Origin of the sequence: Paenibacillus sp. FSL L8-0641 (assembly GCF_038006265.1) — a bacterium.
In the GTDB taxonomy this organism is placed as follows: Bacteria; Bacillota; Bacilli; order Paenibacillales; family Paenibacillaceae; genus Paenibacillus; species Paenibacillus polymyxa_D.
In genome coordinates this window covers 4,534,955-4,551,929 of the sequence record NZ_JBBOUW010000001.1, presented here as the reverse complement: position 1 = coordinate 4,551,929, position 16,975 = coordinate 4,534,955, and the positions used below count along the sequence as shown (strand labels likewise).

Sequence of the window (16,975 nt, the reverse complement as noted above, 5' to 3'; positions counted from 1 at the left end):
TATGACATGATATTTTATTGTATAGCGAATTACAGTATATCGTACCTGTACATCTTCTGACAATCGACAATTTTTTGAAAATCACTCGTAGAATCTTAAATTAAGAGTTCCGCTTGGCCATCTGCTGCCAAACTGTGCCCGCGGCTTGTTCGCCTGATTCGATGCGTTCCAGCGCCATTTTAGCCTGTAGACTGACCTCGAATTCGGGATCATCGACCGCCTTCTCCAACGCATCACGCGCATCCTCGGTTCCCACCTCGTATAAAAAACGTGCCGCCCGCCAGCGCACCAACTTGCTGCTATCCGACAGGGCTCCGATCATTGCACTGGTAGCGACCGGATCGCCGATGTCCGACAACGTGTCGCCTGCGGTGCGGCGTACTGCCGCTGAAGGATCGCGCAGCGCCTCGGCTAGCAGTTCCATCGCCTCCGGTGAGCGAATATCGCCCAGATAGACGACGCCCAGTCGCCGCAGCTGCATTTTGTCGTCATGCAGCGCTTGCCGAATAAGCGGCAAATGCTCGGGCGTCGGGTCCAGCCGATCCAGCGCAGCGTAGCGTGTACGCCAATCTTCGTGTTGCAGGGCCTGCTCCAGCTCGGCATCGCTCCACTCGCGGCGTTCCTCCACGAATTCGCTGTTGTTTGCGCCGTGGGCAATCGCTTGTTGGATAATCTGCTCCAGCCGCTCTTGTGGAAAGGCTGCCTCCAGTTCCTGCTCAACCTCACGTGCAATGTCCGGCAGTTCACCATAGCGGACGCCGTAATCACTCAGCTTGCGTTCCTTAATCAGCGTTGCGCTCGCTACACGGGTAACGGCTTGCACAAAGCGGTCGGACAAGGAGATTCGTTCCTCCTGCTGCCCTGCCTTGACTCGAATTTGCATAGGAATGCCGCGAAAAAATTGCACAAAAACCTGTGCCTCGCCAAACGCTTCTCCAGAGGTTTCCTCTGGCAAATCCCAATTGGCGTCAGCGCCTTCCTCGCCTAGCTGATCTCGGACTTGACCCAGAATGGTAGACCAATCTGCATTCCCTTTGCGGTCAAGGGCTACGAAGTCGGTTGTGTGAAACACGCTTTTGACCCCTTCAATGCCCAGCATGCGCCGGATAAATGGGGGAGCGGAACGCTCATTGTCTCGTGTATATGTTCTGCGGATACCCGCTTCCAGTCGCTCATCCAGATGCAGCATCATGGTGTTCGGACTGGGAGTTGGCTCGATAGATGTTATTTTCATAGCTCAGTACAGCCTCCTGTTCAAAAGTTCTCCATATATAGCTTATCTGTATTGTAACTCATTCTGCGAATGTCTCCAAAGAGAAGTTCGCGTTTCACAGGAAAATGCAATGACATATATCACGATGATTCATATAAACATGGCTGATGAATATGGAGGTTTTTTTAATAAAAACAGGATGCTATATAAGCCGAACTCGGAAAATTAACATGAAAACGGAGTAGGCGGAATGGTGCTGTACAAGCGTAGCGGTCGCTTTGGTCCCCGGATTTTTACCCTAATCATAGGCCTTATTCTAGAAATCCGGGGGCGGTGGCGATGGGAAGTAGCATCCGAATGCGCAGGGAGGCGATAAATCCCACAGACAGAACTGCCGCCAGCAGCATAAATGTAGTCATCTGATTGCCGCCATTCCCCATCAAACGAATGGAGAGCATAGGAGCTAGACTTGTACCGGCAAACAGGATGAAGGTATATAGTGAGACAGCTATAGCCCTCGCTGCACCGCCGAGCTGGCCGACGATTGCTATGAGTGAAGGAACACTCAGGGCAATGCCGCTGACAAAGCATACACTCAACACCACGATAGTCATAAGAGAGTGTGTCATTCCCATCAGCGCCAAACTCAGAATGGAAAGAATAAGAGCTGTACGTAATATAAGGTGCACACCGTATTTCTGGGCTAGCTTTCCGGCGAATGGTGAAAGGAGCATGCCGATGATACCAGCGGATCTGACATAAAGCATCTGTCGGCTATTCAGGCCAAATTCAGGGCCGCCAAGATAGCTACCCAAAACCGTATACATGCTCACAAAGGACATCAGGAGAACAAAAGCAACCGTGTAGCTTAACCATAAAGGATACGAGCGCAGAACGGTACCCAACTGACTGAAAGCTGCCCAAATGCGAACACCTCGTTGAGGGGAGGGGGTTTTAGGTAGGAAAAAAAGGACGATTAGGAAGGTAATTGCATACAAAATGCCTAGCATCCGAAATACTGTATTCCACCCCATTTGTTCGCTAATGACAATACTAAATACCTGACCAGCGATACCTGCTACTAGAAAACCGGTGCTGATAAAGCCGATAGCCGTTACCCGTTTTTCGATCGGGAACATATCGACAGCGTATGCAAGAGCAACGGGGGAAAAGGTGGCTGCAGCCAAACCTTGAAGCAAGCGCAGTATAACCAATACAGAATACTGACTGGTTAAACTGATGGACAAAGAAATAATCGTTAGTGCAAGCAGTCCGGTGACGATAACTTGCTTTCGTCCAAAGCGGTCAGACAATCCACCATAAACAAGACATCCTGCCGCAAAGCCTAAGGAAAAGATACTGCCCGGCAGGGCTGCTTCAGCAAGCGTTTTTCCAAATACTTTAGCAAAGAAAGGGAGCAAGGGGATCGTCACATACAGGCTGGACATGACGACAACCGCTGACCAACATAGGATTACAGTCATCCATGCATAAGGGAGAGCAACATTTCCTTTCTGTATAACGGTATGATGGGTTCGTAATTTACTCATCAATTAAACACTCCTTAATCATAAAGTAAGCAACTTGTTAATACGAACAATTGGATATATTAGATAACCTAATTATATGTTTAAAAAAATTTATCTACCCACCCCCAGTCTGCCTTCCATATGATGATGGATTTTCTCTATAATCTGCGAAAAAACGACCTGCTCCTCAGGCTCCAAAATACTCGCTAGGGAAGCACAGGAAGACCAAAAAACAGGGAGCACTTGCTGTACAAGATGAGAACCCGCCTCTGTAATGCGTACATGAATTTTGCGTCGATCTGAAGAATTATGTTCTCTGATAATCCAGCCTCGTTGCTCTGTCCAGTCCAGAAGAGATGTCACAGATGCACGACGAATTCCCAGACGGTCGGCAATCATTGAAGGGCTCATCTGGGCCTGAGATTGGTGCAGTGTCAACAGCAACAATAAATCTAGCTTACTCTCTGTCAGGCCATAAGCAGCTAGATCCAAATCTATTGCGTCGAGCGTATTATCACCCGTCCATAGCAAGAAGAGACCAATACGGGCGAGTTGTCGATTCGTTTCTGCAAGAGCAGTTTGATCCATTAGCTCCAGATAAGGTTCTGGACCCAGACGGGGAAGAGGTTGCTGGACGGTGTCCCGCTTACTTTGCTTTGGTGGCATACATTCACTCTTTTCATATAATTAGGTTATCTAACTATATATCAATATAGCGTATTGAAATGCATAAAACAATATCTAAAAAGAAATACTGCTACATTCAATGCAGAAGCAGGGTTAAAACTCGACAGAATGAACCAAACTGTGAATAGGTTACCAAAATGCGCCAATAGATAAGTGAAGGAGGCGTTCCTATGTTCCGCAAGCAGGAAAGAACGCTCATTATTGTATGTATAGTAATTGCGGCCATTATGCTATATGCCGTAATTAAAAGCATAGCTCGCTTGACTCCTTAGTTGGTAATCCAGAGTGATCCGCGATGTTTAAAATGTGAAATGAAGGAGTGAAACCCATTTGTCTTCACTGGACCCTGTATTACTAAGCCGGATGCTGACCGGAATTACCCTGTTTGTTCATATCGTATTTGCATCTATCGGCGTCGGCGTACCCTTAATGATTGCACTAGCAGAATGGCGCGGGCTGCGAACTGGTGATCCGCATTATACACTGCTGGCCCGACGGTGGGCGCGAGGGTTTGTCATTACCGTTGCCGTGGGTGTCGTTACAGGTACCGCCATTGGTCTGCAGCTCAGCTTGCTTTGGCCCACCTTTATGCGGGTGGCTGGACAAGCGATTGCGCTGCCTCTGTTTTTGGAGACGTTTGCTTTTTTCATCGAAGCTATATTCCTGGGCATCTATTTGTATACTTGGGATCGGTTTAAAAGCAAATATTTTCACCTGATGCTGCTCATCCCGGTAGCGATTGCCTCATCTGCATCAGCGGTTTTTATTACGACTGTGAACTCGTTCATGAACCAACCTCAAGGCTTTACACTCAAAAATGGAGTCATGACAAATATTCATCCCATCGAGGCCATGCTAAATCCGGCTACGCCGACCAAAGTTTCTCATGTACTGGCTTCCTCGTATACATTGAGCGCTGGGGTGCTGATGGGACTGGCTGCTTACAGTATGCTGCGGGGACGTAATCACGCTTATTTTAAAAAGGCGCTGAAGCTCACTGCCACCTGTACCATTGTGTTTGCCATCAGTACAGTGATGATTGGAGATGCATCCGGTAAATTTCTGGCCAAATATCAGCCGGAGAAGCTGGCCGCCGCTGAATGGCATTTTGATACGATGACGCACGCGCCCTTCGTATATGGCGGATACATGGATAAGAACGGTGAAATCAAATATGCCCTGAAAGTGCCTTATGCACTTAGTGTGTTGGCTGGTAATTTGCCCAGTACGGAGGTTAAGGGATTAAATGACTATCCGGTCGAGGAGCGTCCGCCGCTGTCTATTCATTATATGTTTGACCTCAAGATCACCACAGGAGTGCTGATCCTCGTCATCCCACTGCTGTATCTGATCCGAAAGCGCCTGCCAGGTCGCAAGCCATACCCCAAATGGCTGCTGTTGGCGCTCATTTTGGTAGGGCCGATGGCGATGGTAGCTATTGAGCTCGGATGGATGTTTGCGGAGGTCGGTAGACAGCCGTGGATTTTACGCGGATATATGAAGGTGTCCGAAGCAGCAACCACTTCTACGAGTGTCGGGTGGATGCTGGTGTTGTTTGTTATTTTGTATCTGGTGTTGTGTTTCTCGGCCATTAAGGTACTCAGCAAGCTATTCCGCAATAAGGATGCGGTGGAAGAGATCAGGCAGCTGGGCCTGGAAGGGGCTGAAGGCAAGTGAGCTATGAAATTGTAGGTATCGCCATTTTGTGGACGTTCCTATTCGGATATTTGCTTGTGGCATCCATTGATTTTGGTGCAGGGTTTTTCAGCTTTTACAGTGTGTTGACAGGCCACCAGAACAAAATCCACAATATCATTCAACGGTATCTATCCCCGGTGTGGGAGGTAACAAACGTATTTCTCATCTTTTTTGTGGTGGGATTAAACGGGTTCTTCCCGGATGCGGCATATTACTATGGTACGGCGTTACTCGTTCCCGGCAGTATTGCGATTGTGCTTCTTGCGATCCGGGGAGTGTATTATGCATACAATACGTATGGGCATTCCGGTACAAATAATATCGTCTACATGGCGTTGTACGGTGCGACAGGGTTGCTGATTCCGGCGGCACTGTCGACGGTCCTCGCTATATCGGAAGGCGGCATTATTGTGGAGAACAGTACAGGTGTGCACCTGCAATGGGGGCAGCTATTAAGTAATCCCTATACGTGGGCGGTTATTTTTCTGGCGTTGGTAAGCGTACTGTATATCTCGGCGATGTTTTTGGCCTATTATGCCAAAAGGGCAGGAGACAAGGTCGCTTTTGAAATCGTACGAGGATATGCACTGCTTTGGAGCGGTCCAACGATTGTTGCGAGTCTGCTCGCATTTTTTCAGATTAACAAACAAAATCCAGATCATTTTACCAATATGCTGAACATAGCCTGGATGTTTGTCGCATCCTTCATATGCTTTGCGGGAGCAGTTTATCTGGTATGGCAGCGGCGGCATCTAGGGGTTTCGTTCATATTGGTGATGCTGCAATTTGCATTTGCCTGGTATGGCTACGGCCGCTCGCATCTCCCGTATGTTTTGTATCCCTACATTAATGTGTATGACAGCTTTACAAATTCTACGATGGCGTATGCGTTGATTACGGCGTTTGTTGCAGGTCTGCTGGTGCTGATCCCTTCGCTGATCCTGATATTAAGATTGTTTCTGTTCGATGCAAAATATGTGCGCGGACATGAAGGAAAGAAAGGGTGAGTTAGAGTGGCTGCTTTCGAGCATTTTACAATTATGTATGAGTCACCTATCATTATTGTCGTGGCGATTGTGTTTTTGTTTATTTATTCGGCACGCTTTAAAAATCCACAAGATTGACAACAACAGGTGGAACAGGCCTTCCTGATTGATCCGGGAGGTCTGTTTTTGCTGTATTATCGCAGAATTTCCTTTACAGACGTGATTGAATTATACTTTACATATATCAGGATGTTGCATCATTTTATGTTCACACTCGAATGACAATATATAGTTAAATTGAACCGCTGCATTTTTTGGAGAACGGGTTCATCAGGGAGGGAGCTGCATCATGCCCAAAGTTCGTTTTAACAATATGGATCATGTAAATACCGATAAAACCATCAAGCAATTCAGACAATGGCGGCAGGAGCGACGCAGCAAAATAAAGGATTATACGTTCGTTGTGCCAAACCATCCCCCGGAGCTGGAGTTTCTGCATAGCAATCGGGAGATGGCGACAGCCACCTGGGTGGGACATTCCACCTTTTTCATCCAGTATCTTGGGCTGAATATCGTCACCGATCCGGTATGGGCAGAGCGTATGGCTTTTGATAAAAGGTTGGCTCCACCCGGCATTCGTATTCAGGATGTACCCCCACTGGACATCATTCTGCTGTCTCATTCCCATTATGATCATTTACATTTAGAATCGTTGCGGAAATTATATCGTGCAGATACGCTGATGCTTGTACCCTCAGGGTTAAAGGCGAAAATGATCCGCAAAGGTTTTCGCAACTGTCATGAGCTGCAATGGTGGGAGTATTTTACGGTAGGAGGGGTACGCTTCACATTTGTTCCAGCCCAGCATTGGACACGACGCACACCGTTTGATACCAATACTTCGCATTGGGGTGGATACGTTCTGCAAAGTGAACAGCAGGTGATTGGCTCTGCCACGTCCGTCACGGAATCCAATCCTCATTCTAGTGCAGACTCAGAGGATGCACCAACGTTGTATTTTGTGGGAGACACCGGATATTTTCGTGGGTTTAAGGAGATTGGCGAGCGCTTTGCCATTGACCTGACCTTTATGCCGATTGGCGCGTATGAACCGGAATGGTTCATGACCTCGCAGCACGTGACACCGGAGGAGGCATTGCAAGGGTTTGTAGATTGCGGCGCAGATCAAATGATTCCGATGCACTACGGGGCCTTCAAGCTGGCGGATGATACGCCAAGAGAGGCGCTGGATCGTCTCGAAGCGGAGCGTGACCGTATGGGTATTGCGAAGGAACGTATTCATGTTCTTGGGCACGGAGAGACGCTGAAAATTGGACGTCGCTGCTCAACTACAATCTGAGGAATTCGACATAATCTTATATAAGAGGATTTTGCAAAAATCCTGATAAACCAAGCGGCTCGGCGGACAATTAATTTTGCCTGCCGAGCCGCTTGGTTTGGTTTTTAGCTATAATGCAGGATTAAACGGCTTCGGAATCACTTGCCAAAGAGGAATCGCTGTTGGCGATGGGATGACGAACGATTTTAACTTCATAGAACGTGATTTTATTTTCAATAATATAGTCCGGAATTTGACGATGGCTATGGGATTCGCGGAATGCTTCGCTTTTCGTCCAGCCTTGGAAGTTCTCTTTTTCTTTCCAGCGTGTACTGATTGTTACTTCCTCATAATCCTGCGTGTTTTCAGTCAGCAGTACTTCCAGACCGAGAAAGCCCTCCATTTTCTCAACTTTTCCTTCTTTGTTAAATCTTTCGATGAGTAAATGTGCATTGCCCGGTGTGATTTTAGATGTATTTGTAACGATAACCATATTAAATTCCTCCTGAATGATGTGGTATGGTCGGTATAATAACCGGATAGCCATCCTCAAATTTGATGGTAGCGTTCATTTCATAAATGTCACGAAGAAAAGCAGACGTCAAAATCTCACGGGGTTCACCGGCAACGGCGATTCGTCCCTTTTTAAGCGCGATCATATGATGACAATAGGCCGCAGCTTGCTGCAAATCATGCAGTACCATAACAATCGTCAAGCCGGACTCGTGATGGATACGCCGCAGCATATCCATAACTTCAAATTGGTGGGCGATATCCAGAAAAGTGGTCGGTTCATCGAGCAAAAGAATACCTGTTTGTTGGGCCAAGGCCATTGCAATTCGCGCTTTTTGTTGTTCACCTCCTGATAGAGTATGGAACATTCGATCTGCATAGGGCTTGATGCCCGTAATCGTCATGACATGGTCCACGATTTGCTGGTCCTGTCCGGTATGGCGTACCCTCAAGCCTTTGGCATGAGGAGATCTTCCGTAAGCGACCAGCTCGCGGACCGTCAATAACGGCAGCATATCTTTCATTTGCGGCAGCATTGTAATCGTCTGGGCAAAATCACGCCGCTTGTATTCCTGCACGGGTTTGCCCAGTACGGAAACCTGACCCTGATCCTGCTTAAGCAACCGGGTCATAATCCGCAAAAGTGTGGACTTGCCTGAACCGTTCGGCCCGACGATCGCGGTGAGCTGACCAGCGGGCAAGGTGATATTCACATCAACCAGCTTGAAATAACCACGTTGTAAGGAGATATGCTCACCCTGAATGGCTGTCATCCGAAATTCCCCCGTTTCTTGAGCAGGATTAAGAAGAACGGTGCCCCGATGACGGCCAACAAAATGCCTACTGGTAGTTCAATCGGGTCAAACCAGGATCGTGCCACCGTATCTGCCAGGACAACCAGCGTTCCACCGCCTACAATGGAAAGGGGAAGGAGGAAACGATAATCTTCCCCGATTAGCAGCCGTATGACATGGGGAACGACCAGCCCTACAAAGCCGATTAGCCCGGCTACACTGACCGCTGTACCGGCGAGCAGAGCAGAAAGCAGGATAATGAGCATACGTTGAAGCTCTACTCGCTGACCAAGTAGCTGTGCTGAATCGTCGCCCAGCAGCAGTAAATTAGCAGGTTTAATCGCAAAGAAAGAGGCGATTAATCCAATGATGGCGTAAGGCGTCATGAACTCTAGATGATGCCAGCTTCTTCCGTTTAATCCGCCGGATAGCCAAGGAAGAACGGCCTGTACGCGGTCGCTATACATGACCATTACGCCGTTGGTGAGTGCGCCCAGCAGCGCGTTGATCGCAACGCCAGCGAGCACAATTTTGACAGGCGATGCCCCTCGGTCCCAAGCCAGCAGATAAATGACGATTGCGCTCAGAAAGGCTCCCAAAAAGGCGGTTATCGGAAGAAGGTAGCTGAGCTGTGGAAGCATCACCATCGTAATGACGGCGGCAAGTCCACCTCCAGCCGATACACCAATAATGCCAGGGTCAGCCAATGGATTTTTCATGACACCTTGAAGAAGTGCTCCGGAAGCTGCGAGACAAGCTCCTACCAGTAAACCTACTAATACTCTGGGTAGCCGGAGATCCATCAGGATTGTGCGATATGTAGATTCATCATTATGTAGCAAAATCTGATTGATTTCTTGAAGTGGAATTGACACCGAACCGTAGGCCAGACCGTACACAGAGACGGCCAGCAGTAGAATCGGAAGGGTAATCCAGGCGATGGTGCGTCTTCTGGCGCGCTGTAGTTTGTTCATCTCCATCGCCTATTTCGCCGGATACAGCTTTTGATGCATCAAGTCCAGCGCTTTAGTGACACGTGTGCCCGGATTCGTACCGAACAGATCTGAAGGTAAAACCTCGACCTGATTGTTTTTGACTGCTCGGATTCCGTTCCAAGCTGCATTTTCCTGCATTTCTTTTATAAATGCGGCTTTAACATCTTCCGTATTGCCATGAGTCATGATGAAGATGTAGTCAGGGTCAGCCTGTATGATACGTTCTGTGTTCAGCTGCGCATATTGCGGGAAATTTTGCAGGCCCGGAAAATCAGCGGCGATGTTAGAGCCACCCGCAGCTTCCAGAATGTTTCCACTTAGTGAATTTGGCAGTGCCGCCATGTACGTGGCTGGGGCTCCGTAGACGAGCAACACCTTCGGTTTGGAGGCAGAAGCGGTTTCCTTTTGCAGCTTAGCTACTTGTTGGTCAATTTGCTGGTTCAGCTTTACGGCCTGAGCCTGCTTTTGCAGTAATTGTCCGAACAGCGTAATTTGCGACTGTATATCCTGAACTGAATTGGCTCCTGTCAGCAGCAGCTGTGAACCCACTCCTTCAATGGCTGGAATGTCTTTTTCATTCATAGGATAATTGCCTAGCACGACATCCGGTTTGAGCATCGTAATTTTCTCCAAATCGACTTCATGAGTGGAGCCTATTTGCTGAACGTTCTCAGCAGCAGGTACGACAGCAGGTCCATTGGAGTTGGGTCTGCCTACTGCAGTTCCACCCAATGCGTATATAATATCCAGATCGCCATTGCTGAGCGCAACGATATGTTGAGGGACCTTTTGAAACGCCAATGTCCGTTTTGAAAAATCAGTAACTTGGATGGCTGCACTGCTTGTCGTACCAGAAGTGGTAGATACGGATGCACTGGTTGGTTTGTGATCTGCGGTCGAGGCACCGTTACTACATCCGGTAACTGCTAATAAAAGCGCTGCGGATGACCACAACACATAAGATTTCATGTTATTCCTCCTGCAATTTTCAAGTTAAATAATAATGATAATCATTTTCAATTATGTATAAGAGAATGATAATGAATATCATTGGGTATTGTCAATTGAAAAAAGAAAATTTTTAAATAAATTTTGAACTAAAAATAAAAGGACTACATTCGAATTATAGAAGAAGGAACTACAAATTTTTATTAAAAAATAGCATATATCAAGGGATTATGTACATGCAAATACATATTGACATTTTCGAAAAGTGTAAGATATATTGGTGATGGGTTTACTTTATTTTGCGAAATTCTGGAATAGAAAGGTGGGACGATACGGCTCAAAAAGAGCTTTTTTTTTTAATTATCAATTGAGAATGATAATCAATTACTTATATTCTCGTGGGGAGGGACTGCTGTCAAAATGAAGAAGGGGTATTCTGCAATTATTGCTGTGTTTCTGCTGGTGAGCGTGCTGAGCTTTTGGCCAACTTCGTCATCTGTAGTAGCCGCTGCGGCTTCTCCAAAATTGGCGGATGGTACATACACGCTCAAATACAATATTCTCAAGGCAGAAAATGATTCGGTGTCCATGGCTAATGATTATTTTGAAAAACCAGCTAAGTTATATGTAAAAAAAGGTCAAATGACCATGCAAATTAAGCTGAATCATAGCGAATGGACAACTGGGTTTAAAGTAGATTACAAAGGCAAAATCATCGATACAAAGGTCATCCATAAGGATGCCAAAACCGATACCCGCACCGTACAATTTCCAATTACAAGTGTGAATAGCCCGCTAATCTCTAAAATTCATGTTACTGTCCCTGCGTATAACTACGATCATGACTATACGATCCGCTTCGCTTTTGATTCCAAAAGCGTCAAAAAAATAGCAGCCGTCCAGTCAGCAAAATCAACTAAATCTTCCAAAATGTAAATTCAAGCTATCTTTATCGTTCATAAAATCAACATAAATTCAAGCATAAAAAATTGAGGAGTGTGTGTAAATATGAATATGGTAATGAATCGCTTTGAACAATTTTCCTTTAAGAGGGTATTCGTAGCATTGATCATGACAGCGCTTGTTTTTGCACTCGTTGCTCCATTCTCAGCTAAAGCGGCAGCAGCCGACGCCACGTATAACGTAGACTACACCGTTCTGAAGGACCAAACCAATGAGACTTCTCGATTGGATAGCTACCTGACGAAGCCTGCTCTGGTTACAGTAGCTAATGGAAAAAATGTCGTTCGTCTGACTGTGAAAAGCAGCAATCTGATTACAACGTTCAAAGTAGAGCAAAATGGCGTACTGCAAGATGCGACTGTGGTAAGCACAGATACTGCTAGCAACACTCGTGTAGTGGAATTCGAAGTTGCTGATCTGAATGCAAAAGTGAATGCTTACGCTGAAATCACAATTCCAGTAATCGGCTACACAGGCAAGTACGATGTACAACTGCAATTCAACGAAATCTAATCCAAAATAAAACGTAAAAGGAGATTAAGAACATGAACATGATTATGAATCGTATGGAGAAATTGTCTTTGAAAAAAGTAATGCTTACTGTATTGATGGCAGCGCTTGTTTTTGTGGTACTAGCTCCATTTTCTGCCAATCAAGCGAATGCGGCTTTGCCTAATGGAACATATCAATTACCTTATACCGTTTATAAAGATGGAACGACAGAACCCTCTTACATGGATACAAATGGTTATGTGAAAAAACCGGCTACACTGATTGTTACGAATGGTCAATACAAAGTGAGAGTAGCTATTACCAAAAGTGCTTGGGTTACTGAATTCAAAACGCAACAAAACGGTCAGTATGTAAATGCGACTGTGGTTAGCACATCAGGGGATACAAGAATAGTCGAATTCCCTGTAACTAGCGCGTCTCAAAAATTGAACGTTAAACTGCATGTAAGTGTACCGAAAGAATACACTGGTGGTATTCCATACGATCACGACTATATTGTTCAGTTCCAATTCGATGACAGCGATATCTAAGGGTTTCTTTTTGGAAATATGATTTTGAATTGAATACTCATTTGGAGCTTAGTTTCAAAGCTCCAAATGAGTATATTTTAAGTAGGGGGATACATCACCTTGAAAAGCCGATTTAACAAATACATTACGACATTCGCTGCTATTCTAATGTTCTTTTCTTTATTTTCACCATACGTAAGAGCAACACCAGAGGGTGAGTCAACTACGTCGAATTTGCCCGATTCAAGCACTACAGTGGCTAGTGCTACTTATGCTACTTATGAGATTCCAGTAGAAGTGCCTAGCACATATGCTGAGCCTATCAACGCTATAACTACTACTGATGCGACTTATGCAGATGGAGAATACCTGATCGATTACAAACCTTTAAGAAAGACGGTCAGCGGTAGCACTAGGGATTCAAGCTTCAAAACAAACTATACCTATCCTGGAGATTTGATCATTAAGGATGGAAAATACCATTTTTCATTTAAGTTTGCGGAATCTCAAGGCCTTTCGAAATTTTTAGTTGAACAAAACGGGGAAACAGTTCCCGCAAAAATAGAGGTGGATTCTGGGAAAACTTCCGGGACTGTAAGCTTCGATGTTTATGATTTTCATCAAAATGTAAATACGGAGTTTGGATTTAATAGCAGTTCTCCATGGTATGTAGATACCGATCCAGACCGTTCAGTGAAGGAATGGATTGAGTTTGATCCTTCCAGCTTGAGACTTAAAAACTCAACGGAGAATCCAACGGTTCCACCTGTAACACCACCGGTAACGCCTCCTAATACAGGAGAGAAACTCGCTGATTTGGACTTTACCCTTTTGAAAGATGAAAGCAATGAAAAGTCAATGATGGATGGGTATACGGAGAAACCAGGCTCTCTAATTGAGCGTGGTGGTAAACGATATGTCCAATTTACATTAAAGAACAGTAAGCAGATTGATGGTTTCAAGGTAGAGCAAAATGGAGTGTTAACCGACACCTCTGTTGTAAGTGAAGATCAAACTGCGAATACACGAATGATCGAGTTTGAAGTAAAAGAACTGCCTGCCAAGCTGAACGCATGGGTAAGCATCAACTGGCCTGAGCTAGGCTACGTGAATACTTATAATGTAGATCTCCAGCTGGCCTCTGTACCCGTACCATCAGATTTGGCGGATGGAACGTACTCGATTAACTTTAACGCGCTGCATGCCACAAAAGACCAAGCGTCAGCCATGGCACAATATCTGTTGTCTCCAGCGACTTTGACGATATCGAAGGGGCAAAAAGAAGTTTCCTTCACCATTAAAGACAGCACCACAGTAACGGAGTTCAAAACAGAGCAAAACGGAACGTTAACGGATGCGGATATTGTAAGTGAGGACAAGACAGCCAATACGCGTGTTGTGAAATTCAAAGTAGCCGATTTGGACGCGATTTTAAATGCACAAGTACATGTGAGCACGACTTATCCAGGTGGGGTTTATGAGATGGATCATAAGCTTCGTCTGCACTTTGACAAGAATAGTATTACAGGAAATGGAACCTCTCCAGAAACAAGTTCTAATCTGGATTTCACCCTTTTAAAGGATGGAACCAATGAAAAATCAATGATGGATGGTTATACAGAGAAACCAGGCGCTTTGATTGAACGTAATGGCAAGAAGTATGTACGTTTTACATTGAAAAACAGTAAGCAAATTGATGGCTTTAAAGTAGAACAAAACGGAGTATTGACGAATACGACCGTAGTAAGTGAAAATCAAACGGCGAATACACGTGTTATCGAATTTGAGGTTAAGGAAGTGCCTGCCAAACTGAACGCATGGGTAAGCATCAACTGGCCTGAGCTGAACTATGTAGAAACCTATGATGTTGATCTTCAATTAGGAGCGGCAACAACCCCGGTTGATCCTGGGACGCCAGGTACGCCCGGAAAGGTTATAGCTGATGGAACATATTCGATCCAGTTCAATGCACTACACGCAACAAAGGATCAAAAATCGGCAATGGCACAATATTTATTATCTCCAGCGACTCTGACGGTGCTCAGAGGCAAGTATGAAGCCTCCTTTACTATCAAAGACAGCACCACGGTAACGGAGTTCAAAACAGAGCAAAATGGAACGTTGACAGATGCAGATATTGTAAGTGAGGACAAGAATGCGAATACACGTGTTGTGAAATTCAAAGTGGCCGATTTGGACGCTATTCTGAATGCACAGGTACATGTGAGCACGATCTATCCAGGTGGGGTTTATGAGATGGATCATAAGCTTCGCCTACAATTTGACCGCAGCAGTATTACAGCTAAAGGACCGGATAACGGAACCACAACTCCAGTTGAAAATGGCAGATACAGCATTGATTTCTCCGTACTCAAAAACGGAAGCAATGAAATATCTGTGATGGATGGATATATGCAAAAGCCAGCCACACTATTAAAACAGTCTGGTAAAAATATCATTCAGATTAAAATGGACAAGAGCAGCTGGATTAAAACGTTTAAAGTAAATGGTGCAGAAGCTCCGGTGGTTGAGCAATCGACCTCCGCAGATACAAGAACAGTACAATTTGAAGTGCCAAATCTCTCGGATAAAGTGACAGTGAATACACATGTGATCGTACCTGAATTGGATTTGGGTGGCATCCCATACGATCACGTATATGATGTGCAGTTCCAATTCGAGCCTGCTACCATTCGCAGCTTTGTAGAACCGTCCTCTTCAGGAGCAGCTGATCCCATGGTTAAATTGGATTTCGACAAGCTTGCTAATGGCAAATATGCTTTGAAATTCAGTATCGTATTGTCAGATGGCTCAACAGCAGTGGATTCACATGCTCAACGCTTCATCACTGACGAGCCGGCGCAATTGGTCGTGGAAGGCGACAAACGGTTTGTAGGTCTGAAGCTGCAAAACAGTAATGAAGTGAAGGCGTTGCGCATTTGGGACAACGCAAGCGGGGACTACCGAGACGCAGAAGTGACCCAGGAAGATGCAGCAAGCAATACGAAGCACGTCCGTTTTAGCGTAAATGACTTTGAAAACAATGTAAAAGGCCAACTGGTTGTTTATGAGGCCCCTAAAGTGGCAAGTGCCGCTCCGATGGTCTTTAAGGCTGAGGATCGTGTTGAAAAGGTATACGATTTTGAATTTAAATTCGATACCAGTAATGTAGCTTATTACAACGACAAGAAGTCGGTTGAAGCAGAAAAAGGGAAAAACAACTTAGCGGATGGAGAGTATACTGCGAACTTCCGTGTGCTTGCGAACGGAACGGACAAGGATTCTCTAGCGGCTCCTTTTGTACAAAATCTAGCGAAATTGATTGTGAAAAATGGTAAGATTCAGGCCCATGTAACCGTTACGGACAACCAGGCTTTGAAGCTATTCCAAACGGATTTTGAAGGCCGTTATGCCAATCCGACGATTATGGGTTCGGACACCAAAGGTGGTACGCACACGATCGCATTCGAAGTACCTGATCTGGATAAAAAGTTGAGTGTGTACACACAGGTATATCTGCCTGAGAAATACATTCTAAATGAGAAATTCGGCGGACAGATTCAATTTGACCGTGCATCGCTTAAAGGTGAGGGAGTCCATGCAGCTACAACCGTAACCCCTACTGAACCGATAGTAGCTTCTACGGACAAGGCAGCAGAAACAACTGCATCTGTAGCTGAAACCAAACCAGTAGTTGAGCAACCGGTTCAAATGGCTTCCGAGAAGCAATACACGATTAATTACAACGTATTTAAAGACAAAACGAGTGAAGCTTCCGTTATGGACGGTTATCTCGACAAGCCAGCCACACTGATTGAAAAGGGAGACAAGCGCTATATCCAAGTAACTTTGAAAAATAGCTCTTGGATGCCAACTTTACAAGTGGAGCAAAACGGTACCCTGAAAGATGTAGAAGTGATCTCGACATCCGGCGATACACGTGTTGTTCAATTCGAGGTAGGGGACTTGTCCCAGAAAATCAGTGCTTACACACACGTTATTGTGCCTGGCTTGGTTCTTGGCGGAGTGCCGTATGATCACTGGTATACAGTTCAGTTCCAATTTGATGAAGCAAGCCTGAAAGCGAAGTAGCCTCAGGTTGTGACGTCAATGAAGCCCGAATAACAGCAAAGTTTGTATGCGAGCAAGTCTTGGTGCCTCGGCGTCAAGACTTGTCAGCATTTACATACCCGAGGAATTTGCAAAAATCCAATAAGCGACTTCTAGTGAACAATATGTAGATCAAACAGTCTAGTTCGTCTATATATTGCACTTTGGAGCGACTGGA

General features: G+C 45.5%; 15 protein-coding genes. 8 read left to right on the top strand and 7 right to left on the bottom strand.

Annotated elements, in window-relative coordinates; genetic code table 11:
- Nucleotides 1–100: 100 nt before the first annotated feature.
- The 3 genes from MKY16_RS20740 to MKY16_RS20730 all read right to left on the bottom strand — a co-directional run bounded on the left by MKY16_RS20740 (nt 101) and on the right by MKY16_RS20730 (nt 3,408).
- Nucleotides 101–1,234 (bottom strand): virulence factor, encoded by a 1,134-nt coding sequence (locus tag MKY16_RS20740; RefSeq protein WP_340956848.1) that lies wholly within the window; start codon nt 1,232–1,234, stop codon nt 101–103.
- A gap of 290 nt (nt 1,235–1,524) precedes the next feature.
- Nucleotides 1,525–2,763, bottom strand: a complete 1,239-nt coding sequence (locus MKY16_RS20735) for an MFS transporter (RefSeq protein WP_340956845.1) — start codon at nt 2,761–2,763, stop codon at nt 1,525–1,527.
- Between the two features lie 90 nt (nt 2,764–2,853).
- Nucleotides 2,854–3,408 carry a MarR family winged helix-turn-helix transcriptional regulator gene (locus MKY16_RS20730; RefSeq protein ID WP_340956843.1) on the bottom strand — a complete coding sequence of 185 codons (555 nt, stop codon included), beginning with the start codon at nt 3,406–3,408 and terminating at the stop codon, nt 2,854–2,856.
- A gap of 351 nt (nt 3,409–3,759) precedes the next feature.
- On the opposite strand from MKY16_RS20730, the gene MKY16_RS20725 reads away from it, so the two are divergent.
- From MKY16_RS20725 to MKY16_RS20715, 4 genes are all read left to right on the top strand, one after another.
- Nucleotides 3,760–5,106, top strand: coding sequence for a cytochrome ubiquinol oxidase subunit I (locus MKY16_RS20725; RefSeq protein ID WP_340956842.1), 1,347 nt, complete (start codon nt 3,760–3,762; stop codon nt 5,104–5,106).
- Nucleotides 5,103–6,134 carry a cytochrome d ubiquinol oxidase subunit II gene (locus MKY16_RS20720; RefSeq protein WP_165179345.1) on the top strand — a complete coding sequence of 344 codons (1,032 nt, stop codon included), beginning with the start codon at nt 5,103–5,105 and terminating at the stop codon, nt 6,132–6,134. Before MKY16_RS20725 ends, MKY16_RS20720 begins: the two co-directional genes overlap by 4 nt.
- Nucleotides 6,135–6,140: 6 nt before the next feature.
- Complete coding sequence (gene cydS / locus MKY16_RS26165; protein ID WP_007432143.1) at nt 6,141–6,251, top strand: cytochrome bd oxidase small subunit CydS; 111 nt, start codon at nt 6,141–6,143, stop codon at nt 6,249–6,251.
- A 211-nt stretch (nt 6,252–6,462) separates the two neighbouring features.
- Nucleotides 6,463–7,473 carry an MBL fold metallo-hydrolase gene (locus MKY16_RS20715; RefSeq protein ID WP_340956838.1) on the top strand — a complete coding sequence of 337 codons (1,011 nt, stop codon included), beginning with the start codon at nt 6,463–6,465 and terminating at the stop codon, nt 7,471–7,473.
- A gap of 121 nt (nt 7,474–7,594) precedes the next feature.
- Here MKY16_RS20715 and isdG read toward each other — a convergent pair whose 3' ends face one another.
- From isdG to MKY16_RS20695, 4 genes are read right to left on the bottom strand one after another with little or no spacing between them, the layout of a single operon-like run.
- Nucleotides 7,595–7,945, bottom strand: coding sequence for a heme oxygenase (gene isdG, locus MKY16_RS20710; protein WP_013311953.1), 351 nt, complete (start codon nt 7,943–7,945; stop codon nt 7,595–7,597).
- 1 nt (nt 7,946) lies between these two features.
- A complete protein-coding gene (locus tag MKY16_RS20705) occupies nt 7,947–8,738 on the bottom strand; it encodes an ABC transporter ATP-binding protein (protein WP_340956833.1) in 792 nt (263 codons plus the stop codon).
- The gene (locus MKY16_RS20700) at nt 8,735–9,733 is read right to left on the bottom strand and encodes a FecCD family ABC transporter permease (RefSeq protein ID WP_340956831.1); all 999 of its coding nucleotides are present in this window, start codon (nt 9,731–9,733) and stop codon (nt 8,735–8,737) included. Before MKY16_RS20700 ends, MKY16_RS20705 begins: the two co-directional genes overlap by 4 nt.
- Before the next feature lie 9 nt (nt 9,734–9,742).
- Nucleotides 9,743–10,723, bottom strand: a complete 981-nt coding sequence (locus tag MKY16_RS20695) for an ABC transporter substrate-binding protein (protein ID WP_340956829.1) — start codon at nt 10,721–10,723, stop codon at nt 9,743–9,745.
- A 399-nt stretch (nt 10,724–11,122) separates the two neighbouring features.
- On the opposite strand from MKY16_RS20695, the gene isdC reads away from it, so the two are divergent.
- The 4 genes from isdC to MKY16_RS20675 all read left to right on the top strand — a co-directional run bounded on the left by isdC (nt 11,123) and on the right by MKY16_RS20675 (nt 16,779).
- Nucleotides 11,123–11,638 (top strand): heme uptake protein IsdC, encoded by a 516-nt coding sequence (gene isdC / locus MKY16_RS20690; RefSeq protein ID WP_340956828.1) that lies wholly within the window; start codon nt 11,123–11,125, stop codon nt 11,636–11,638.
- Between the two features lie 72 nt (nt 11,639–11,710).
- On the top strand, nt 11,711–12,178 hold the full coding sequence (locus MKY16_RS20685) for an NEAT domain-containing protein (protein ID WP_340956826.1): 468 nt from the start codon (nt 11,711–11,713) through the stop codon (nt 12,176–12,178).
- A gap of 32 nt (nt 12,179–12,210) precedes the next feature.
- Nucleotides 12,211–12,708 (top strand): NEAT domain-containing protein, encoded by a 498-nt coding sequence (locus MKY16_RS20680; protein WP_340956823.1) that lies wholly within the window; start codon nt 12,211–12,213, stop codon nt 12,706–12,708.
- Between the two features lie 99 nt (nt 12,709–12,807).
- Complete coding sequence (locus MKY16_RS20675; RefSeq protein WP_340956821.1) at nt 12,808–16,779, top strand: NEAT domain-containing protein; 3,972 nt, start codon at nt 12,808–12,810, stop codon at nt 16,777–16,779.
- Nucleotides 16,780–16,975 lie beyond the last annotated feature (196 nt).